The sequence below is a fragment of the Ewingella sp. AOP9-I1-14 genome, from assembly GCF_052375995.1.
Taxonomy (GTDB): domain Bacteria; phylum Pseudomonadota; class Gammaproteobacteria; order Enterobacterales; family Enterobacteriaceae; genus Ewingella; species Ewingella allii.
The window spans coordinates 80,137-97,524 of sequence record NZ_JBQSVA010000005.1 but is presented as its reverse complement, the minus strand read 5'-3'; the positions used below and the strand labels follow the sequence as shown (position 1 = coordinate 97,524).

Genomic DNA, 17,388 nt, shown 5'->3' with positions numbered 1-17,388 from the left:
AAAGCGCCATTTTTAAGAATTGCCCTTCACGCGTCCTACACCAAAAATGCCTTTCTGCCGCGTCAGCCTCGGTTTTGCGCAATCAGGCTTTCCCCTCTGAGAAGCGAAGCGTTAAAATATTGTTTAAATTTCGTAGTGTTTAAAAGGTTATTTCGATGGATGTTCTGCGCCAGAACCCTTCTGACGAAAAAGGCGATCAGACCCGGACGGCGATTGTCGGGGCGACCCGCAAGCCGGTGATGCAGCGCGGGCATCTGGATGCGCCAGAAGATGACTGGATCGCCGAAGAAGTGCCGGTAGCACTGGTCTACAACGGCATCTCTCACGTGGTGATGATGGCGTCGCCAAAAGATCTCGACGCCTTCGCGCTCGGATTTTCTTTATCAGAAGGCATTATCGAATCCGTCTCTGACATTTACGGTATGGATGTGTCATCCAACTGCAATGGCATCGAAGTTAACATCGAGTTATCAACCCGACGTTTTAGCGGTTTAAAAGAGCGCCGCCGCGCGATGGCCGGACGCACCGGCTGCGGCGTGTGTGGCATTGAGCAGCTTGGCGATCTGTTCCGCCCGCTCAAGCCGCTGCCTTTTACTCAAACCTTTGATTTAGCGCTGTTAGATCAGGCGCTGAGTCAGTTGAAATCGGTGCAAACCATCGGCCAGCTCACCGGCTGCACTCACGCCGGAGCATGGATTAGCCCACAGGGCGAACTGCTCGGCGGCTGTGAAGACGTCGGCCGCCACGTCGCGCTGGATAAAATCCTCGGCGTGCGGGCCAAGAAAGCCGACTGGCAGCAGGGCGCGGCGCTGGTATCGAGCCGCGCCAGCTATGAAATGGTGCAGAAAGCCGCAATGTGCGGCGTCGAAATTCTGTTTGCCGTCTCCGCCGCCACGCAACTGGCGGTGGATGTCGCCGAACGCTGTAACCTGACGCTGGTCGGCTTCAGCAAGCCGGGGCGGGCGACGGTCTATACTCATCCACAGAGGTTGAGGGGCTGAGCCCGCGTCGGATTGCTCTCAATTCAGCGTTAGATTGTTTATTACCAGCTTATTTGTACTTGCTCTAAGGGCGGCCGAAAGCCCCGCCTGACGGGCCTGAGACAATACCCGCACAAAGTGCGGAGCATAGATAATCATTTTCAATATCATTTAATTAACTATAATGATCCTACTGATTACGCGGTGCTCACAATGACGGTGCCGCCCTACACTATGGAGACGATGAACATGAGTTATTCACTGCCATCACTGCCTTACGCATACGACGCACTCGAACCGCATTTCGACAAACAGACGATGGAAATCCATCACACTAAACACCACCAGACCTACGTTAACAACGCTAACGCTGCGCTGGAAAGCTTGCCAGAACTGGCAAAACTGTCTGTTGAAGAACTGATTGCCAACCTGGACAAAGTGCCAGCTGACAAGAAAGTTGCTCTGCGCAACAACGCAGGTGGCCACGCTAACCACAGCCTGTTCTGGAAAGGCCTGAAAACCGGTACCACCCTGCAGGGCGACCTGAAAGCGGCAATCGAACGTGACTTCGGCAGCGTTGACGCTTTCAAAGAAACCTTCGAGAAAGCAGCAACTACTCGTTTCGGCTCAGGCTGGGCGTGGCTGGTGCTGAAAACCGACGGCAAACTGGCGGTAGTTTCTACTGCTAACCAAGACAGCCCGCTGATGGGTGAAGCAATCTCTGGCGCATCTGGCTACCCTCTGCTGGGCCTGGACGTTTGGGAACACGCTTACTACCTGAAATACCAGAACAAACGCCCTGACTACATCAAAGCATTCTGGGACGTTGTGAACTGGGACGAAGCGGCAAAACGTCTGGCTGAAGCGAAGTAATTTCGCGCCCCTAGGGGTTCAGAAACGCACATTAGGCGGGGGCTTCCCCGCCTTTTTTACGCCCATTTTTCGCCCCCTTGTTGCAGCCTTTTCTCTCAATTTTCAGACCTTGCTCGCACTTCTTAAATATCCTGCCTCACCCCCCTAAAGTTTGGCTTAAGTCATTCCGATAGACCCTTCACAAAGGCATCTCTTTTTAAGCATGGACGTTGGGGGAAAATACTGATGGGAATGGGTTTAGTACAGCGCATCGATAATCTAAAAGTCGGCACCAAACTCGGGCTGGGCCTGGGGTTTATTTTGCTGATTGCCGTGGTGATATCCGCCGTGGGGATGATGAAGTTCAAAAGCATCGACCAGCGGGCCGATAAGGTTGATTTCAGCAATCAAATTAATACCTTATTGCACGACGCACGTCTTAATCGCACCTTATACCAATTCAATTACGACCCCGTTTATCTGGAGAAAAACCAGCAACTTATCGGCCAAGTTGAGCAGTTACTACAAGAGTCCAAAGGCAAGATGAGCTGGGAGCCGAAGAATCAAGCCAATTTAGATCAGGTGCCAGTAAAAATTAGTGAATACAAACAGGCGCAGGCGGCTTTCAAACACGCGGTGGATGAAAAAGACGCGGTGCGCAAGAGCTGGAACTTGTCGGACACTGAGGACATCCTCAAACGCTTGCAAGAACAGCTGCGGGTAGAAGATGTAGATCCGTCGATTCGCATGTCGCTTTCTGAAGTGATTCAGAAGCTGATCAGCATCCGCTATTACGTTCGCGGCCTGCTGCTCAGCCCAACTCAGGCGTCAGAAGTGCCATTATTGCAGGCGATTGACGATACCAAGGCCAATGCCACCAAGCTCAACGCCCTGCTGTTGCCAAACCAGCAAGAGACGCTGGCCCCGCTGATGAACGCGCTGGCGAGCTATAAATCACACGTCGTGGCTTACCTGCCTGCCGTCGAGCGCGAGAAGGCGGCCTCGCAAATCTTGGCGGTAAAAGCCAATGATATGAACGCATTAGTGGCGGATATCTTCAAAAACGAGCTGGAGAGCACCCACGCCGACATCAACAAAGCGCTGATGCTGATGGGTATTATTACGCTGGCGGTGCTGGTTATCGGCACCCTATTCTCGTGGCACATCACCCGCCAGTTAACCCATCCGCTGCGTGCCACGCTGGCCACCGCCGAGCTGATTGCCAAGGGGGATCTCACGGCGGCGCAGCCTACCGCCCGCCGCGACGAGCTGGGCATGTTGATGAACGCCGTGGCCGGAATGAGCCAGAACCTGCGCAATATGATTTATGAAATTCGTACGGGCGTCGGTCAGGTGTCCCACGCGGCGGCGGAAATTGCCGCGGGGAATACTGATTTATCCTCGCGCACCGAACAGCAGGCGGCGGCAGTGGAAGAGACGGCCGCCAGCATGGAGCAGCTCAGTTCGACAGTGAAACAAAACGCAGAGAACGCCCACCATGCCAGCAAATTGGCCTCTGACGCCTCGCAAACCGCCACCCTCGGCGGCAAGCAGGTCGGCGACGTGGTGCTCACCATGCAGCAGATCTCCAGCAGCTCCAAGCGCATCGCCGAGATAACCTCCGTTATCAACGGTATCGCCTTCCAGACCAACATTCTGGCGCTGAACGCGGCGGTGGAAGCTGCCCGCGCCGGTGAGCAAGGGCGCGGCTTCTCGGTGGTGGCTTCTGAAGTTCGCACGCTGGCCCAGCGCAGCGCGCAGGCCGCCAAAGAGATTGAAGGGTTGATTGCCGAGTCGGTCGAGCGAGTGAATACCGGGGCCAAGCTGGTCGAAAGTACCGGGCGCACCATGCAGGATATCGTGCAGTCGGTGACCAACGTGCGCGACATTATGGGCGAGATTGCCTCCGCGTCTGACGAGCAGAGCCGGGGCATCACGCAGATTTCCCAAGCCATTGTCGAGATGGACAGCACCACCCAGCAGAACGCCGCGCTGGTTGAGCAGTCTGCCGCCGCCGCCGACTCTCTCGAAGAGCAGTCACGCCTGCTGACCGAAGCCGTGTCGGTGTTCCGCCTGTCGGACAGTGACAGCAAGAGTGCGTCAGTCACTCCGCGCGCGCCGCAGTTGCAGTCTCCGCTGCTGCCGCGCCCGGCGGGTGTCAGTCAGGATAATTGGGAAACTTTCTAAGCCTGTCGCCCTCCCCGTGAAATGCGCCCCATCGGGCGCATTTTTTTTCGCCTGTTTAGCCGGGCAATTGCGGGGTATGCTGAAGCACCAGGGGCAACGACAAGACAGGAGGTTTTTATGCATTACCCGGACGTGTATATCGGCGCGGTCAAACCCTATGAGAATGACAGACCGAGCGCCATCGGCAAACGGCAGGTAGACGGTATTTTACAGCTCAAAGCGCTAGGATTAGAAGGTGACGAGCAGGCCGAAAGCAGCTACCACGGCGGGCCAGATCGCGCCTTATGCCACTTCCCCCGCGAGCACTATGCGTGGCTGCGCCAGCACTTTCCCGAGCAGGAAGAGCGTTTCCATCCGCCCGCCTTTGGGGAAAATTTATCCACCCTCGGCCTGACAGAAGCTAACGTCTTTATCGGCGATATTTTCCGTTGGGGCGACGCGCTGATTCAGGTCACTCAGCCGCGATCCCCCTGCTACAAGCTCAATACCTTTTTGCACTGCCCGCAGATGTCGCAGGTGCTACAAGACACCGGCAAATGCGGCTGGCTCTACCGCGTGATCGCCACTGGCAGCGTGAGCGGAGATAAACCCTTTGAATTGATGACCCGCAACAGCGACGTGTCGGTGGCTGAGGCGATTTCCATCGCTTTCAACATGCCTTTCGACGAAGAGCAGTATCGCCGATTAATGAACGCAGCGGGGCTGTCCGCCAGCTGGAATAAAACCATGCAGATGCGGCTGATTAATCGCAAGATTGAGGATTTTGGCAGAAGGTTGTTTGGTTCGGCGGGTAAATGATTTTAGCTCCTCCCTGCGCGATGCAGGGAGGAGATTCGCGGCTTAGAAGGCTTTTTTGGCGTAACCGGTCACCACTTTCAGGCCCATTTCGCGGCCCAGCGCGGTCATCGGGTGAACCACCACGATGCCACGCACGGTTTTCTTCAGCGTGCCCATGTCGGCCTGCTCTTTCTTAGTGATTTCGCGGCTAAATGGCAGCGTTTCCAGCTTTTGCGCTTCTTTGCTCAGCTTCTTAACGCGCACGTCTTTCAGGCGAGCGATTTCGGCCGCCAGCTTCTCTTTCTCTTCTTCATGCTTGGCAATCAGCTCAGCGTTACCCTGTTGGATAACGGTCGCATCTTTGTGGTTCAACGCGTCCAGCATGTCACTGAGGCGTTTGATTTCGGCTTTTTCGACTTCTTTCATAGTATTTTCGACCCGTAGGTGCCGCAGCGGGCACGATGTTGCTAAACACAATAGCCGCTATTGTATCAGGAAGTGCGGGTTTCATCAGCCCGCGCATCATCGGTAGTTTCCGCCAGCCCCGGCGGCAGGCCGCTCATCTCACAGGCTCGCTGCCCCAGGCGCGCCAGCGCGGCGGTGTAACGCACGTCGAAAGGATAACAGCAGGAGAGCCGCAGGCCATTGCTGTAGCGCCCGCTCGGCGAGTACAGCGTGCCCGGCGTCAGGCAGATTTTCTCTTCAATCAGCTGCTTAAAGAGTGCCACGGTATCCACGTCCGCCGGGAAATCTACCCAAAACACAAAACCGCCCATCGGCCGAGTGGAGCGAGTTCCCTGCGGGAAATATTGCGCAATCAGCGCTCGCGCTTCGTCGACCTGCGCCTCATAGCGGCGGCGTAAACTGCGCAGATGGTGGTCGTAACCCCCTGACTCGAGGAACACCGCCAGCGTTTGCGACAGCAAAGAGGACTCGGTCATCGACGACACCGCCTTCAGCTTGCGAAGTTTGTCGGCGAAGCGCCCGCCCGCAATCCAGCCAATGCGAAAATCGGGGGCCAGCGTCTTGGTGAAGCTGGTGCAAAACAGCACCCAGCCGAACTTGTCGAAGGATTTCACCGCCGGAGAGAGCGCGTCGCTAAACTGAATTTCGGCATACAGTCCGTCTTCTATCAGCGGCACGCGATGATCGTTCATCAGGCGCGCCAGCCGTTTTTTCGCCGCCAGCGGCATAGTGAAGCCCATAGGGTTTTGCGCGGTTGGCATGGCGATCACCGCGTTTAGCCGCTTCTCATTGAGCATCAATTCAAGGGCGTCGAGAGACAGGCCGGTCTGCGGATCGGTAGGGATTTCCACCGCTTTCAGCCCAAGGCTCGCCAGCAGCGGCAGCAAATAGAAGTAGGTCGGCGTCTCCAGCCCGACGCTGTCGCCCGGCTGGGTGATGACGCGCAGCGCCAGTTGCAGCGCTTCCATACAGCCGTGGGTCAGAGTGATGTCGGCGGCTTCCAGCATCATGCCCAGAGCCAGCGAGCGCCGGGCGATTTGCTGGCGCAGCGGCAGATTCCCCGGCGGCAGCGCGTACTGGCCAATCAAGTGTGGCTGGCGGCGCAGCAGCGAGGACATGATGCGCCCCAGCTTGGCGCCGGGGTAGAAGTCGTTGGCCTGCGGGCAAGCCAGCGAGAGATTGGTGTAGGCCGGGTTGATTTGCGCGGCAAACACGGTATCGATCAGGTCCAGCACGTTGTCGGCTGGCTCCGCCGCTGGCCCGTGGGGCAAGTGCCGCACCTCCAGGGCCGGGAGCGCCGTGCGCACGTAGAATCCCGACTGCGGCCGCGCTTCAATCAGCCCGCGATCTTCCAACCGGCGATAGGCCGCCACCACGGTATTAATGCTGACCGAATAGGTCTGGGCCGAGCGCCGCACCGAAGGCAAACGGCTGCCAGCGGGCAAGGTGCCGCGCCGAATCGCCTCAGCCAGATTATCGGCCAACAGGTTGTAGCGCGTGTCGCCCGCGCTGTTTGCATCGATCAAAGGGGTTAGCATCTCGGCCATGGTGTCAGTTCCGCAAAATTGAATGAGTACAGTTTATTTTTAGTACAACTGTAACCATGACAATAGCTTATTTTTGGTTCTGTTACCTAACTGACTGACTGTTTACTCTGGCGGTACAGATTTTTTTCCGAGGAACGCCCTATGCTGGACACCGCTTTTGTCAGTTACGTCACCGTCATGTCGATAACGCCCGGCCCGAATAACATTTTACTCGCCGCCTCTGGCGTGAATTTCGGCCTGCGCCGCACCGTGCCGATGATGCTCGGCATCACCCTTGGCTGCGTGATCCAGTGCGCACTCACCACCTCTCTTTTGGCGATTTTACTCAGCTGGATGCAGGTGATCCGCCTGCCTATGGCGGTGTTGGGCTGCGCCTATCTGTTCTGGCTGTCGTGGAAAATTTATCGCTCCGGCACGCCCGGAGAAGGTGCGGAGCAAGCACCGATGAAGATGATCCACGGCGCGCTGTTTCAGGCGGTGAACCCCAAAGCCTGGCTGATGGCGACCAACGTGGCGATCCTCTTCACTCCGCGCGAAGGGGCATTGTTAAGCCATACCTTGATGATTTGTATCGGTTTCGCGCTGATCAACCTGCCGTGCATTCTGGTTTGGGTGGTGATGGGCGACCGTCTGCGCCAGGCCCTGCGGGTGACGTGGAAGCTGAAACTGTTCAATAGCATCATGGCCGGGCTGATGGCGATCACCGCCGTCTGGCTGATGTTTGACGAGTTACGCCATGCTTTTAACTAGCGCGTTTTCTAAGTAACAAAGGGATTAACGCTGAACGGGAGAGAGCCGCGACGGCTGCTGATTGCTGATATGAGCAATCAGCCCGGTAATGGAAAGCACCATGGTGGAACGGACAATTTGCTGATAGCGCTGCTGCTGCATGGCGATCAAGGATTCGTCGGCTTCACCGGGTTTGAGGAAGGTTGGCGCAGGGGGAAGTGCGGCTACGCAGTGCAGTTCGCCAAAGGGGCCAAGGATTTCATCGTCGGTAAAACGATAGTCTTCACCGTCATAATTTAACTCTTCGCGCAGCGCCATTAGCAGCTCGGCGTCTTCATATTCATGGCGGCTGATCACGCCCAGCGCATAAATCAATTTGAGCCTGACGGACAGATCGCCCAGCGGGCCGTTGCCGGTCAATAAAGGCTCGACGGCATATTTCACCGCGTAATCGTCTTTGCGGAATACCTGAATCACCAGAATATCCAGCGCTTCAGCCAGTAATTCTACGGCAGTCATCAAGAAGCTGCGCACAGATTTGCCTGCGTTCAGTTTTTCCAGTACCCGGTTTTCAAACGCCTGTGCTTTTTCCATCGAGTTACTTACGTTAAGAATCGCGTCATGAATTACGGCTTCTGATGTGTCCATAGTCATCCGTGAGTCCCAGTTGTGTTTGAAGCTACAACGGCGCGAACCGCTGTAGCTTCATCACTTGGGCATTAATTTTTGAAAATTAGTGCTTTTTCTCGTAGATGCTCACGGCTTGGGCGACAACTTCGCCGTCTTCTGGCAGGCCTGAAACCTGAGCCAGCGCCGCTTTTGGACCGACTTTTTCCAGCAACTCTGCCCACTCTTTGGCTTGCTGATCTTCATCGCTGCGGTAGTGCATTGCGGCGGCGATACCGATCACCAAATTGTTGTGTGGCAGATTATATTCCAATGTACCCAGCAGTGGCTTGATTAAACGATCGCCCGCGCTCAGTTTACGCAATGGCTGGCGGCCAACGCGCTCAACGTCGTCATGCAGGTACGGGTTTTCGAAACGGGTGATGATTTTTTCGATGTAAGCGAAGTGCTTTTGCGGGTCAAAGCCGTAACGGTTGATCAGCACCTGACCACTCTCTTCCATCGCGCCGCGCACCACCAGACGGATTTTTTCGTCGAGAATTGCATCACGGATGGTGGCATGGCCTGCCTGCTGGCCGAGATACGCGGTGATCGCGTGACCGGTGTTCAGGGTAAACAGCTTGCGCTCGACGAACGCCATCAGGTTATCCGTTGGCTCCATACCGGCGATAGTCGGCAACGGGCCTTTGAACTGGGTCTGATCGACAATCCACTCGCTGAAGGTTTCAACCGTCACTTCCAGCGGATCCGTGGTGCCCGCCGCAGCCGGAGGCACGATACGGTCAACGGCGGAGTCAACGAAGCCGACGTGCGCTTCAACCCAGGCTTTCTCATCTTCCGGCAGCGCGTTGAACACGTGCTGTTTGAACTGGCTGGTGCCGCGCACCATGTTTTCACAAGCGATGATGTTCAGCGGAGACTCATTGCCCTGCTGGTGACGTAGAACCAGGCCTTTCGCCACGTTCGGAGCGATTTTTTCCAACACGGTTGGGCCAACGGCGGTGGTCACCAAGTCGACTTTAGCGATCAGGTCGATAGCTTCCTGACCGGCGCTGTTGACCGCGTTAACGTTTTTCACTGGCTCGACGCTGGCCTTCTCGCCAACCACGTGCACGTCGTAACCATGACGGCTGTTCAAGGCTTCCAGCAGCACAGGGCTGACGTCAGCGAAGGTTAATTCAACTTGCGCATCGGCCAACAGTTTACCGATAAATCCACGGCCAATATTGCCCGCGCCAAAATGTAGTGCTTTCATAACAATATTTCCTTCGAGTCCGAATCAACAAGCGGGTCTCGAAAGACCCGCTTAGTAATACTCTCGACCGTTTCCCTTGTTGGCTGATTAGCCGCGAAGGATGGTCAGAACCTCTTCCACGCTGGTGGTGTTGGCCAGACGGTCAATTACGCCATCTTCATCCAGCGCCGTGGTCAGCTTGGTGATCACGTTGATGTGCTCATTATTACGCGCCGCGATACCAATAACCAGACGGGCTGAGTCATCTTCGTCATCGCCCCAGCGAATGCCCGCCGGGTACTGGCAGAACACGATACCGGTTTTCAGCACGCGATCTTTCGCTTCGATAGTGCCGTGCGGTACTGCGATAGATTCGCCGAGGTAAGTGGAAGTCAGCTGCTCACGGGCCAGCATCGCTTCAACGTATTCCTGCTGAACGTAACCGCCTTTCACCAGCTGCTCACCGGCGAAGCGAATCGCGTCTTCTTTATTGCTCGCCTGCAAGCCGAGGAAGATGTTGCTTTCGCTCAGGCGGAACAGGTGTTCGTTCTCTTGCTCACTCACCAGGCTGTCGCTCAGCGTGGTGTTCACTTTCTCTTTGTACTGGCTGGTTTTATTCACTTCAACCAGACGGGCAGTCAGATCAGTGTACAGGCCGCTGTCGAGGAAGTTAGTCAGTGAAATGTGCTGTGCGTGTGGCACTTGGCGCATTGCACGTTCGGTCAGGTCACGGTGGGTAATAACCAAGTCAACGTCGTCCGGCAGGCTGTTAATTGCGCTGTTGGTGACGCTGATGTTAGTCAGGCCAGCATCCTGCACTTTCTTACGCAGCACGCCTGCACCCATGGCACTTGAACCCATACCTGCGTCACAAGCTACGATGATTTTACGCACGGTAGACAAGTCGCCAGCCACGCCAGCGGTAGAAGCTTTGCCGCCTTTAGACTGTGCTTTCATGTCTTGAACGCGGCGAGTGGCTTCGTCCAGATCGTCGCCCTCTTTCACTTTGCTGGTTTTCAGCAGGAAAGCAGACACGATGAAGGAGACCGCGAACGCCGCCACGATTGCCGCGATGTTAGCGAAGTAAGTACCTTTTGGCGTCATTGCCAGAACCGCGAGGATAGAGCCCGGAGATGCAGGAGAAACCAGGCCGCCGTTCAATACGGTCAGGGTGAACACGCCAGTCATACCGCCCAGAATTACCGCCAGCAGCAGGCGCGGGTTCATCAGAACGTATGGGAAGTAAATTTCGTGGATACCACCGAAGAAGTGGATGATTGCCGCGCCGCCAGCTGACTGTTTAGCGCTGCCACGACCGAAGAACATATAGGCCATCAGTACGCCCATACCCGGACCTGGGTTAGCTTCGATCAGGAAGAAGATTGATTTACCGGTTTCAGTCGCCTGCTGGATACCCAGTGGAGAGAAGATACCGTGGTTGATGGCGTTGTTGAGGAACAGGATTTTCGCTGGTTCAACAAAGATAGAAGCCAGTGGCAGCAGGTTATGGATAACCATGATATGCACGCCAGCCGCCAACACTTTGGACAGCGCTTCCACCAGCGGGCCGATAGCTAAGAAGGCGAGGATCGCCAGCAGCATACCGATGATACCGGCTGAGAAGTTGTTAACCAGCATCTCGAAGCCGCTTTTGATTTTGCCGTCAACCAGACGGTCAAAGCGCTTGATACACCAGCCGCCCAGCGGACCTGCAATCATCGCACCGAGGAACATCGGCATGTCTGCACCGACGATAACGCCCATGGTGGTGATAGCACCCACCACGCCGCCACGGTCGCCGCCAACCAGACGTCCACCGGTGAAACCGATCAACAATGGCAGCAGGTAAGTGATCATCGGGCCAACCAGCTTCGCTAACGTTTCGTTAGGCAACCAACCCGTTGGGATGAACAGCGCCGTGATGATACCCCAGGCAATAAATGCCCCGATGTTAGGCATCACCATGTTACTCAGGAAGCGGCCAAAGTTTTGAACTCCGACCTTAACGTCTGGTGAAAACATAAAACGCACCCCTATTGATACGCGCTAACAATAAGAGCGCGTGATATCTGTTAATTATCGGTGACGGTTAATACGGTTTTCGTGCCACTGCTTTAAAAATCCGTCCGTCGAATTGCTGTCTGCGAGGCGGACTCTACCACGTGATTATGGCACCGCGTAGACGCTGCGCATTACGTGAGCAAGATCACGCAGCCCACCCCGTCACACCCCACTTTTTAGTGACTTTCATCACAAAACACCCCTGAAACTTAGGTACAACGAATAATTTTTGCGCGTTATCGCCCTTAAAATGTGATTAAAATCACACTTTTACTTTGTCGCTTTGTTATTAAAATGTGACATTCATCACAATTTATTTTTCGATGACGACAAAAAATCTGTATAAAAAGCGGCCAGCTGTATGAGCGCCGTCAATGAACCGGTTTACGAGGGGAAGGTTGAAAGAAAATTACGGTTGGGGGAGGCAGAAATGCGCTGGGTACTACTGATATGTCCTCGACCCTCCCTCTAATGAGGTTATATGGCGTAGAACAACAAGCTTTAAAAAGTTTTTTGGTTTGAGATGGCGCCGAGTATGATGCTGGGGCAACCAAATTACCTCAAGGATTGAGTAATGAAAACGGAACTACCCGTGGAAGGGTATGCGTCAGCCCACGAGCTGATGGAAGCAATGCAAGGAACAAACGGCGATACGTTCTGGCTGGCGAAAGCAGAAGGTCACTGGCACGGCGGCATCCACCTCAAAGAAAGCATTTCCGGAACTTCCGGTTTTCGCAGCATGACCGACGGCCATGTCGTAGCCTACCGGCTGAATGACGACTATCTGAAAGCCCCATGCGGGCCAAAAATGTTGAAATTCACCTCTACATTCATCCTCATCAAATCGACCTGCACACCCGACGCTGACAAACCGGCGGACGCGCTAGACTTTTATACCCTGTGGATGCAGCTCTCTCCGCTGTCAAAATACGGTGGTGATAAACCTGCTTTGGTTACCGCGAGCAGCCTAAAGGTCCGGCAGGACAGCACGGACGGTAGCTGGGCGCGCGGCGGCATACCCGCAGGCCATCCTGTCAATGCGTCTGGCGAGAATCTCTCCCTCTACGGCGCCCCCGCTGACAGCGGCGGCACGCTGCCTCGCGGCGCCGAGGTAGAAATACTGGAGGAGGCCAGCTTCTTTCTGCAACGGCGCGCTTCTCCTTTTGTATTTGTCCGGGTGATTTCCGTCCCGTCGGGTAAAAACTCGTCGCTTGCGGTGGGGGAAACCGGCTGGGTGTCTGGACTGGGTAAATACCTGAAACGTCAGCCTTCAACCATTCCGGGTTGGATGCAAAAGGCGAAAGCCCGGGACGTGTTTAATCAGGTGGTAACACTGGCCGGTGATGACCTTATCGCCGTGACTGCGGGAGAAAAGATTGGCCACGCCGGAAACCATGAGTCGCCGGGCGTCGCGCCCTGTGCGTTTTCACACCTTGAGATATTTAGCCAGGACAGCCGCTTCCCCGATTTTGTGGAGAACAAAGCGGGCCTGAGTGTGGGCGAGAAGCTGCTCAGGTCAGAGGCGGGAAAAACGCTGTGGCGGTACCGCGAGCGAGAAAATCGCTTTGTTGCGATGGAAGGAGACTCGGCCCGCCAGACCGGCGACCGCCAATTTACCAAACTGACTGACGCGAAGAAGACCGAGGTTGACGGCCAGCTCTGGTACTTCATTGAGCAGGAAAACGGCTGGCTGCCTGCGTCGGATGTGACGGAGGTTGAACAGTACGATTTGTCTGCGCGGGGCTTTGTCATGCTGGTTCAGGAGGAGCCGCCGACGGACGTCACTAAAGGATTTCAGGAAAGCTGGCTGCGTGACGTTTATGGAAAGCTTGAAGTGCATTCGACGAAGCAGAATGGGATGTATTCGCTGAGCCTGACGGAGTACTACCAGACACGGCTGCGCAAGTGGGACTTAGACGGGGACCAGAAACTGTCCGGGTACGAGATATGGCGTGGTTTACACTGTCGTGAAAGCTGGTGCCGTGACATCGTGCAGCGACTGTTGGTGAAGCACCATAGCGAATGGTTGCACGACGCGGACTCCGCGCTATGGCGGCCGAGGCTGGCAGAGTTGTCGAAACGTTATCCCGCGATCGCACAGTACAATCACGCGCATATCAACGCACTGGTATGGATGAAAGAGGTGCCGGAAATTCGAAGCGCAGAGGCACTGTGGCACATGCATCCTTTGGTTTTTTTGGATGCAATCACAAGAAAATTTAGCGATACAATTGATTTCCAGACAAGCTTGGGTATTTACAAAATATCTAAAAAATCAGCCGATTTAATTTTAAAAGCTGAAGGTTACCAAAAATCTCCTTATGTACCTCAAGGTAGTAATGCTAGTGGCGTCACAATTGGATATGGTTATGATTTAGGACAGCAAACCGTAGCTAAAATGCAAGCCATGCTTACTGGCTATTTTACGGAGGAACAGCTAACTCGTTTGGAACAAAGTATTGGACTGAAAGGTGATAATGCTTTGGCTTTTATCCCTTCATTGAGTGATATAACAATTAGCAAAGAGGAAGCGACGTCTTTAGCTATGAAAATGAAATCTAAATATGCACAAATAGTCGTGGACACGTATCCGGAAGTCTTGAACACGCACCCTCATTGTCAAGGAGCCATGCTTTCACTAGTAATCAATCGTGGTACATCCTTTGTTAAACCCAATGTTGCTTCGCGCATTGAAATGAAGAATATTCATGATGACTTTATTTCAGGAAATTTGAGTGACATTCCAAATCAGTTCCGCTCAATGAAGAGACTTTGGGTTGGTAAGGGGTTAGACGGGTTAATAACCCGCAGAGAAGATGAAGCCAAATTATTCGAGGAGGGATTATCTCAATGAAAAAATTAATACTATTATCTTTAATTAGTTTTTCTGCTGTAGGCTACAAAAATTGTACAAGTGGGAATACTGCCGCATTGGAAAAATGCTCTTACAATAACTATCAATCAGAGGATAATCTTCTCAACTACTTGTATAAAAGTATAGTTACATCTTTTCCTGAGATAAAATATGAAGTTAAGAGAACTCAGATACTATGGATCAAAGCTAGGGATGAAATTTGCAAATATAGTCCTGATGACGGTTCTGAGTATAAGATAAATCAGAATGCATGTTTGTATCAGCAAACATACGAGAGAAACCGCGAGCTAAAAGTTATAATCGACAAAGAGACCAATAAAGATGGGGCCCCAAAAATTGAGGCGCAGCCCGAATGGAATAACTACATTAAAAATCACTGTGACTTTATGGAGAAACAATTCTCAGATACTGAATGTAAAGGCAGAAACCAGTTTCTTCATTCTGACGAGTAGATGAGTATTAAGTTGGCAGAACTAAATCACTTAAGAGCAGTTTAATATTCTCGCAATGCTTTTTTTTAAAAAAAACCATCTTTTAAGGTGGTTTTGCTAAGTCAGATAACTGCTTAACTAAGATAATTCAACCTTATGGGAACAGTCATCAAATCTGAGCTAAAAAAATATCAACGTTATATTTTTAACTCAAGGAAGGGGTATTTACAATGATAATTCCAAAGAAAGCAACATTCATACTAATAACGATAACTTTTTTTACATATGCAACATCTAAGGATGAAGAGCTGAATTATCTTGATATTAAAAATAAATATGCACAAGCAGACCACGAGCTAAATAACTTGTATACTACCCAAATGCAGAAATATAAAAAAGAAGGTGGCGATTTGTATGGACAAACTTTATCGAAAGATATATTTCTGAAAAAATCCCAACAAATATGGATTAGATTTAGGGATACAAGTTGTGATTATGAAACATACGAATCCCAAACCGGAACTGGGTATCAAAGCATATATACCCAATGCCTTCTTGATAAAACCATTGAGCGCATAAAATATCTAAAAGAAAACAATTAGAATTCATTCTTAGAGTGTACGTGAAATTTTTATCGGCGTATCAGGGGAAGGCAAAGCGAGAAAAAATATCAGGCCCCCCAATCGAGGAGCCTGAAGGTGTGGCTAGCGGGTTATTTACCCTGAGCTTTGACGATGGCGGCCTGTAACTCCTCGGCAGACACGGCACCTGGCAATAAGGTGGTGTTTGCAGCGGTGGCGCCAGAGGTTGGCATCACCACGAAGCCCGGCGTGCCGCCGAAGCCTAAAGTACGCGCCAATTCGTCATTGGATGCGAGAGCTTCATGGGTCGCTTTCAGCTGTTCTGCGCTTGGCGTGCTGGCTTTCGCTGCTTTAACCGCGGCGGCGATATCCGCGTTAGTCAACTTACCCTCGTCATGGCCAGTGCGATAAAGGCTGTTGTGATAGTCGAAGTAAGCCTGAGAGCCCTTCTCTTTCCACACTGCCATGCCGGTTTCAGCGGCCGTGATCGACTCTTTCCAACGATCGCCGAAGATTGGCCACTCTTTAAACACGAAACGCACCGTTGGGTTGGCCTTCACCGTTTGCTCTACCAGCGGGGCCATACGGCTGCAATACAGGCATTGGTAATCGAAGAACTCCACAAACGCGACTTTGGCATCTTTCGGGCCATAGCTTGGCGTCGCCGGGTCATTCACCAGCGCTTTGGCGTTAGCCAGCACGGCATCCTGAGCCTGTTGCTGCTGCTGGTCAGCCTGCTGGGCCTGCAACTTCTGGCTCACCTGCACCAAAATTTCTGGGTGCGCGACCATGTAATCGGCAGCAATCTTGCCAATCGCTTCTTGCTGAGCCGGGGTGAAATCGGCGGTGGTGGCATCAGCCGCCATCGCTAGCGTCGGGGTCATTACCAGTGCGGCCAGCAAAGTCATCGTCTGACGTTTCATTCATAGATCCTTAATCGATAAAGTCGGGAAAGAGGAAAATGTATTGCTGAAAAGTAGAGTAAATCGCAGCCAGTTGCAGGTGAGAAATTGTTATTTTTTATAAATTTACAGATCCTGACGCTGGCGCAAGAGACAAAAAAGCCACGAGGTTTCCCACGTGGCTCGATTATTTAACAATAATTCAGCGAGTTACCAGAAATTAATGGCTGTAATCGCCTTGCGCGACTTTCTGCGCGCTGAGCAGCGTCTGCTGTTTGCCCACCAGATTCGACATCATAGTGTTGTACTGCGTTGCCTGCTGCTGAGTCGGGAATTGCACGCCGCCATTGGCGAAAGCCACCTGATTGCCCTGCTGTTGCAGGTAATCGCCCACGGCAATGATGTCCTGAGTGAAGCTGCTGAGCGCAGGCACCAGCGGTGTCAGCACGTTAGCCGGTTCGGTCACGACATTGGAATAAACCTGACCATAAACCGCTTTCAAATCATCCGGCTGCTTCAGCGCGGCCATCGCGGTATCCGCTTTATTCTTCGAGTCACGAATTTGCGCACTCAGAAGATTTAACGAACCCGCCGCCTGTTGCAGCGCAGAGCGTTGCGTCATGTAGTCCTGCGGAGCACGAATCTGACCAATGGCGCTAACCGCCGGCACCAGACCGCCTTCAACCGATGACTTCAGCTGACGCGAGAACGACAGAATGATGCCGTAATCGTTAGCGTAATTGCCGAACTTCTGTTTTTGATCTTCGCTCAGCGACGGCAGATTCTGCCCGCTGCGCATCACGGTATTTTGCAAATAATCGATAAAAGCTTTGCGTTGCTCCGGCTCTTTATCGCCGCATGCCGTGAGTTGAAACACGACCAGCAATGCCACAAACGGCGCTAACCAACGCCCGAATGCCCTGCTTCTGATCCCTACAGCCATGAGTCCTGACTCCTGATTTCAATGTTCTTTTTACCGGCCAGTTCCGTGCCGATCTGGGCTTTCCATGCGAGTAATAGAATAGAACATCTGGGGGGAATGCGATACAAACAACAACTTGGCGGTTAAAAAAATGTGATACAGCCTTAAGAGGCGTTATTGTCGAAAAAATAGGCCTGCACAAAAAATTAAAAAGGCTT

The 17,388-nt window shown here is 53.1% G+C and carries 15 protein-coding genes; 8 read left to right on the top strand and 7 right to left on the bottom strand.

Annotated elements, in window-relative coordinates; translation table 11 throughout:
- The first annotated feature begins 155 nt into the window (after window positions 1-155).
- The 4 genes from fdhD to yiiM all read left to right on the top strand — a co-directional run bounded on the left by fdhD (window position 156) and on the right by yiiM (window position 4,817).
- A complete protein-coding gene (fdhD, locus tag ACT3RT_RS14970) occupies window positions 156-1,001 on the top strand; it encodes a formate dehydrogenase accessory sulfurtransferase FdhD (RefSeq protein WP_496203247.1) in 846 nt (281 codons plus the stop codon).
- A gap of 228 nt (window positions 1,002-1,229) precedes the next feature.
- The gene (sodA, locus tag ACT3RT_RS14965) at window positions 1,230-1,853 is read left to right on the top strand and encodes a superoxide dismutase [Mn] (protein WP_034794232.1); all 624 of its coding nucleotides are present in this window, start codon (window positions 1,230-1,232) and stop codon (window positions 1,851-1,853) included.
- Window positions 1,854-2,078: 225 nt separating this feature from the next.
- On the top strand, window positions 2,079-4,019 hold the full coding sequence (locus ACT3RT_RS14960; protein WP_353503733.1) for a methyl-accepting chemotaxis protein: 1,941 nt from the start codon (window positions 2,079-2,081) through the stop codon (window positions 4,017-4,019).
- Between the two features lie 117 nt (window positions 4,020-4,136).
- Window positions 4,137-4,817 carry a 6-hydroxyaminopurine reductase gene (gene yiiM / locus ACT3RT_RS14955; RefSeq protein ID WP_396131769.1) on the top strand — a complete coding sequence of 227 codons (681 nt, stop codon included), beginning with the start codon at window positions 4,137-4,139 and terminating at the stop codon, window positions 4,815-4,817.
- Window positions 4,818-4,859: 42 nt separating this feature from the next.
- On the opposite strand, the gene ACT3RT_RS14950 is transcribed toward yiiM, so the two are convergent.
- Together ACT3RT_RS14950 and ACT3RT_RS14945 are read right to left on the bottom strand one after the other, a co-directional pair.
- A complete protein-coding gene (locus ACT3RT_RS14950) occupies window positions 4,860-5,222 on the bottom strand; it encodes a YibL family ribosome-associated protein (RefSeq protein ID WP_034794235.1) in 363 nt (120 codons plus the stop codon).
- A 65-nt stretch (window positions 5,223-5,287) separates the two neighbouring features.
- Window positions 5,288-6,808 (bottom strand): aminotransferase-like domain-containing protein, encoded by a 1,521-nt coding sequence (locus tag ACT3RT_RS14945; protein WP_496203246.1) that lies wholly within the window; start codon window positions 6,806-6,808, stop codon window positions 5,288-5,290.
- 141 nt (window positions 6,809-6,949) lie between these two features.
- Between ACT3RT_RS14945 and ACT3RT_RS14940 the strand changes: the two genes are divergently transcribed.
- On the top strand, window positions 6,950-7,558 hold the full coding sequence (locus ACT3RT_RS14940) for a LysE family translocator (protein WP_353503740.1): 609 nt from the start codon (window positions 6,950-6,952) through the stop codon (window positions 7,556-7,558).
- 24 nt (window positions 7,559-7,582) lie between these two features.
- Here ACT3RT_RS14940 and ACT3RT_RS14935 read toward each other — a convergent pair whose 3' ends face one another.
- The 3 genes from ACT3RT_RS14935 to ACT3RT_RS14925 all read right to left on the bottom strand — a co-directional run bounded on the left by ACT3RT_RS14935 (window position 7,583) and on the right by ACT3RT_RS14925 (window position 11,420).
- Entirely contained in the window at window positions 7,583-8,131 is a 549-nt protein-coding gene (locus ACT3RT_RS14935; protein WP_034794420.1) for an MltR family transcriptional regulator, read from the bottom strand.
- Between the two features lie 139 nt (window positions 8,132-8,270).
- Window positions 8,271-9,419 (bottom strand): mannitol-1-phosphate 5-dehydrogenase, encoded by a 1,149-nt coding sequence (locus ACT3RT_RS14930; protein ID WP_034794239.1) that lies wholly within the window; start codon window positions 9,417-9,419, stop codon window positions 8,271-8,273.
- An 87-nt stretch (window positions 9,420-9,506) separates the two neighbouring features.
- Window positions 9,507-11,420, bottom strand: coding sequence for a PTS mannitol transporter subunit IICBA (locus ACT3RT_RS14925; protein ID WP_353503741.1), 1,914 nt, complete (start codon window positions 11,418-11,420; stop codon window positions 9,507-9,509).
- 613 nt (window positions 11,421-12,033) lie between these two features.
- Between ACT3RT_RS14925 and ACT3RT_RS14920 the strand changes: the two genes are divergently transcribed.
- The 3 genes from ACT3RT_RS14920 to ACT3RT_RS14910 all read left to right on the top strand — a co-directional run bounded on the left by ACT3RT_RS14920 (window position 12,034) and on the right by ACT3RT_RS14910 (window position 15,367).
- On the top strand, window positions 12,034-14,313 hold the full coding sequence (locus tag ACT3RT_RS14920) for a pesticin C-terminus-like muramidase (protein ID WP_496203245.1): 2,280 nt from the start codon (window positions 12,034-12,036) through the stop codon (window positions 14,311-14,313).
- Complete coding sequence (locus ACT3RT_RS14915; protein WP_496203244.1) at window positions 14,310-14,786, top strand: lysozyme inhibitor LprI family protein; 477 nt, start codon at window positions 14,310-14,312, stop codon at window positions 14,784-14,786. The genes ACT3RT_RS14920 and ACT3RT_RS14915 overlap by 4 nt, the downstream gene beginning before the upstream one ends.
- A 209-nt stretch (window positions 14,787-14,995) precedes the next feature.
- Complete coding sequence (locus ACT3RT_RS14910; protein WP_496203243.1) at window positions 14,996-15,367, top strand: lysozyme inhibitor LprI family protein; 372 nt, start codon at window positions 14,996-14,998, stop codon at window positions 15,365-15,367.
- A 110-nt stretch (window positions 15,368-15,477) separates the two neighbouring features.
- Here the strand turns inward: ACT3RT_RS14910 and ACT3RT_RS14905 are convergent, their stop codons facing one another.
- Together ACT3RT_RS14905 and ACT3RT_RS14900 are read right to left on the bottom strand one after the other, a co-directional pair.
- The gene (locus ACT3RT_RS14905; protein WP_485902970.1) at window positions 15,478-16,269 is read right to left on the bottom strand and encodes a DsbA family protein; all 792 of its coding nucleotides are present in this window, start codon (window positions 16,267-16,269) and stop codon (window positions 15,478-15,480) included.
- 199 nt (window positions 16,270-16,468) lie between these two features.
- On the bottom strand, window positions 16,469-17,191 hold the full coding sequence (locus ACT3RT_RS14900) for a DUF3053 domain-containing protein (protein ID WP_034794254.1): 723 nt from the start codon (window positions 17,189-17,191) through the stop codon (window positions 16,469-16,471).
- Between the last annotated feature and the right edge of the window lie 197 nt (window positions 17,192-17,388).

What these genes read in the sequence shown, in the direction of transcription:
- fdhD (WP_496203247.1), top strand. Translation starts at nt 156, where the DNA reads ATGGATGTTCTGCGCCAGAACCCTTCTGACGAAAAAGGCGATCAGACC.
- sodA (WP_034794232.1), top strand. Translation starts at nt 1,230, where the DNA reads ATGAGTTATTCACTGCCATCACTGCCTTACGCATACGACGCACTCGAA.
- ACT3RT_RS14960 (WP_353503733.1), top strand. Translation starts at nt 2,079, where the DNA reads ATGGGAATGGGTTTAGTACAGCGCATCGATAATCTAAAAGTCGGCACC.
- yiiM (WP_396131769.1), top strand. Translation starts at nt 4,137, where the DNA reads ATGCATTACCCGGACGTGTATATCGGCGCGGTCAAACCCTATGAGAAT.
- ACT3RT_RS14950 (WP_034794235.1), bottom strand. Translation starts at nt 5,222, where the DNA reads ATGAAAGAAGTCGAAAAAGCCGAAATCAAACGCCTCAGTGACATGCTG.
- ACT3RT_RS14945 (WP_496203246.1), bottom strand. Translation starts at nt 6,808, where the DNA reads ATGGCCGAGATGCTAACCCCTTTGATCGATGCAAACAGCGCGGGCGAC.
- ACT3RT_RS14940 (WP_353503740.1), top strand. Translation starts at nt 6,950, where the DNA reads ATGCTGGACACCGCTTTTGTCAGTTACGTCACCGTCATGTCGATAACG.
- ACT3RT_RS14935 (WP_034794420.1), bottom strand. Translation starts at nt 8,131, where the DNA reads ATGGAAAAAGCACAGGCGTTTGAAAACCGGGTACTGGAAAAACTGAAC.
- ACT3RT_RS14930 (WP_034794239.1), bottom strand. Translation starts at nt 9,419, where the DNA reads ATGAAAGCACTACATTTTGGCGCGGGCAATATTGGCCGTGGATTTATC.
- ACT3RT_RS14925 (WP_353503741.1), bottom strand. Translation starts at nt 11,420, where the DNA reads ATGTTTTCACCAGACGTTAAGGTCGGAGTTCAAAACTTTGGCCGCTTC.
- ACT3RT_RS14920 (WP_496203245.1), top strand. Translation starts at nt 12,034, where the DNA reads ATGAAAACGGAACTACCCGTGGAAGGGTATGCGTCAGCCCACGAGCTG.
- ACT3RT_RS14915 (WP_496203244.1), top strand. Translation starts at nt 14,310, where the DNA reads ATGAAAAAATTAATACTATTATCTTTAATTAGTTTTTCTGCTGTAGGC.
- ACT3RT_RS14910 (WP_496203243.1), top strand. Translation starts at nt 14,996, where the DNA reads ATGATAATTCCAAAGAAAGCAACATTCATACTAATAACGATAACTTTT.
- ACT3RT_RS14905 (WP_485902970.1), bottom strand. Translation starts at nt 16,269, where the DNA reads ATGAAACGTCAGACGATGACTTTGCTGGCCGCACTGGTAATGACCCCG.
- ACT3RT_RS14900 (WP_034794254.1), bottom strand. Translation starts at nt 17,191, where the DNA reads ATGGCTGTAGGGATCAGAAGCAGGGCATTCGGGCGTTGGTTAGCGCCG.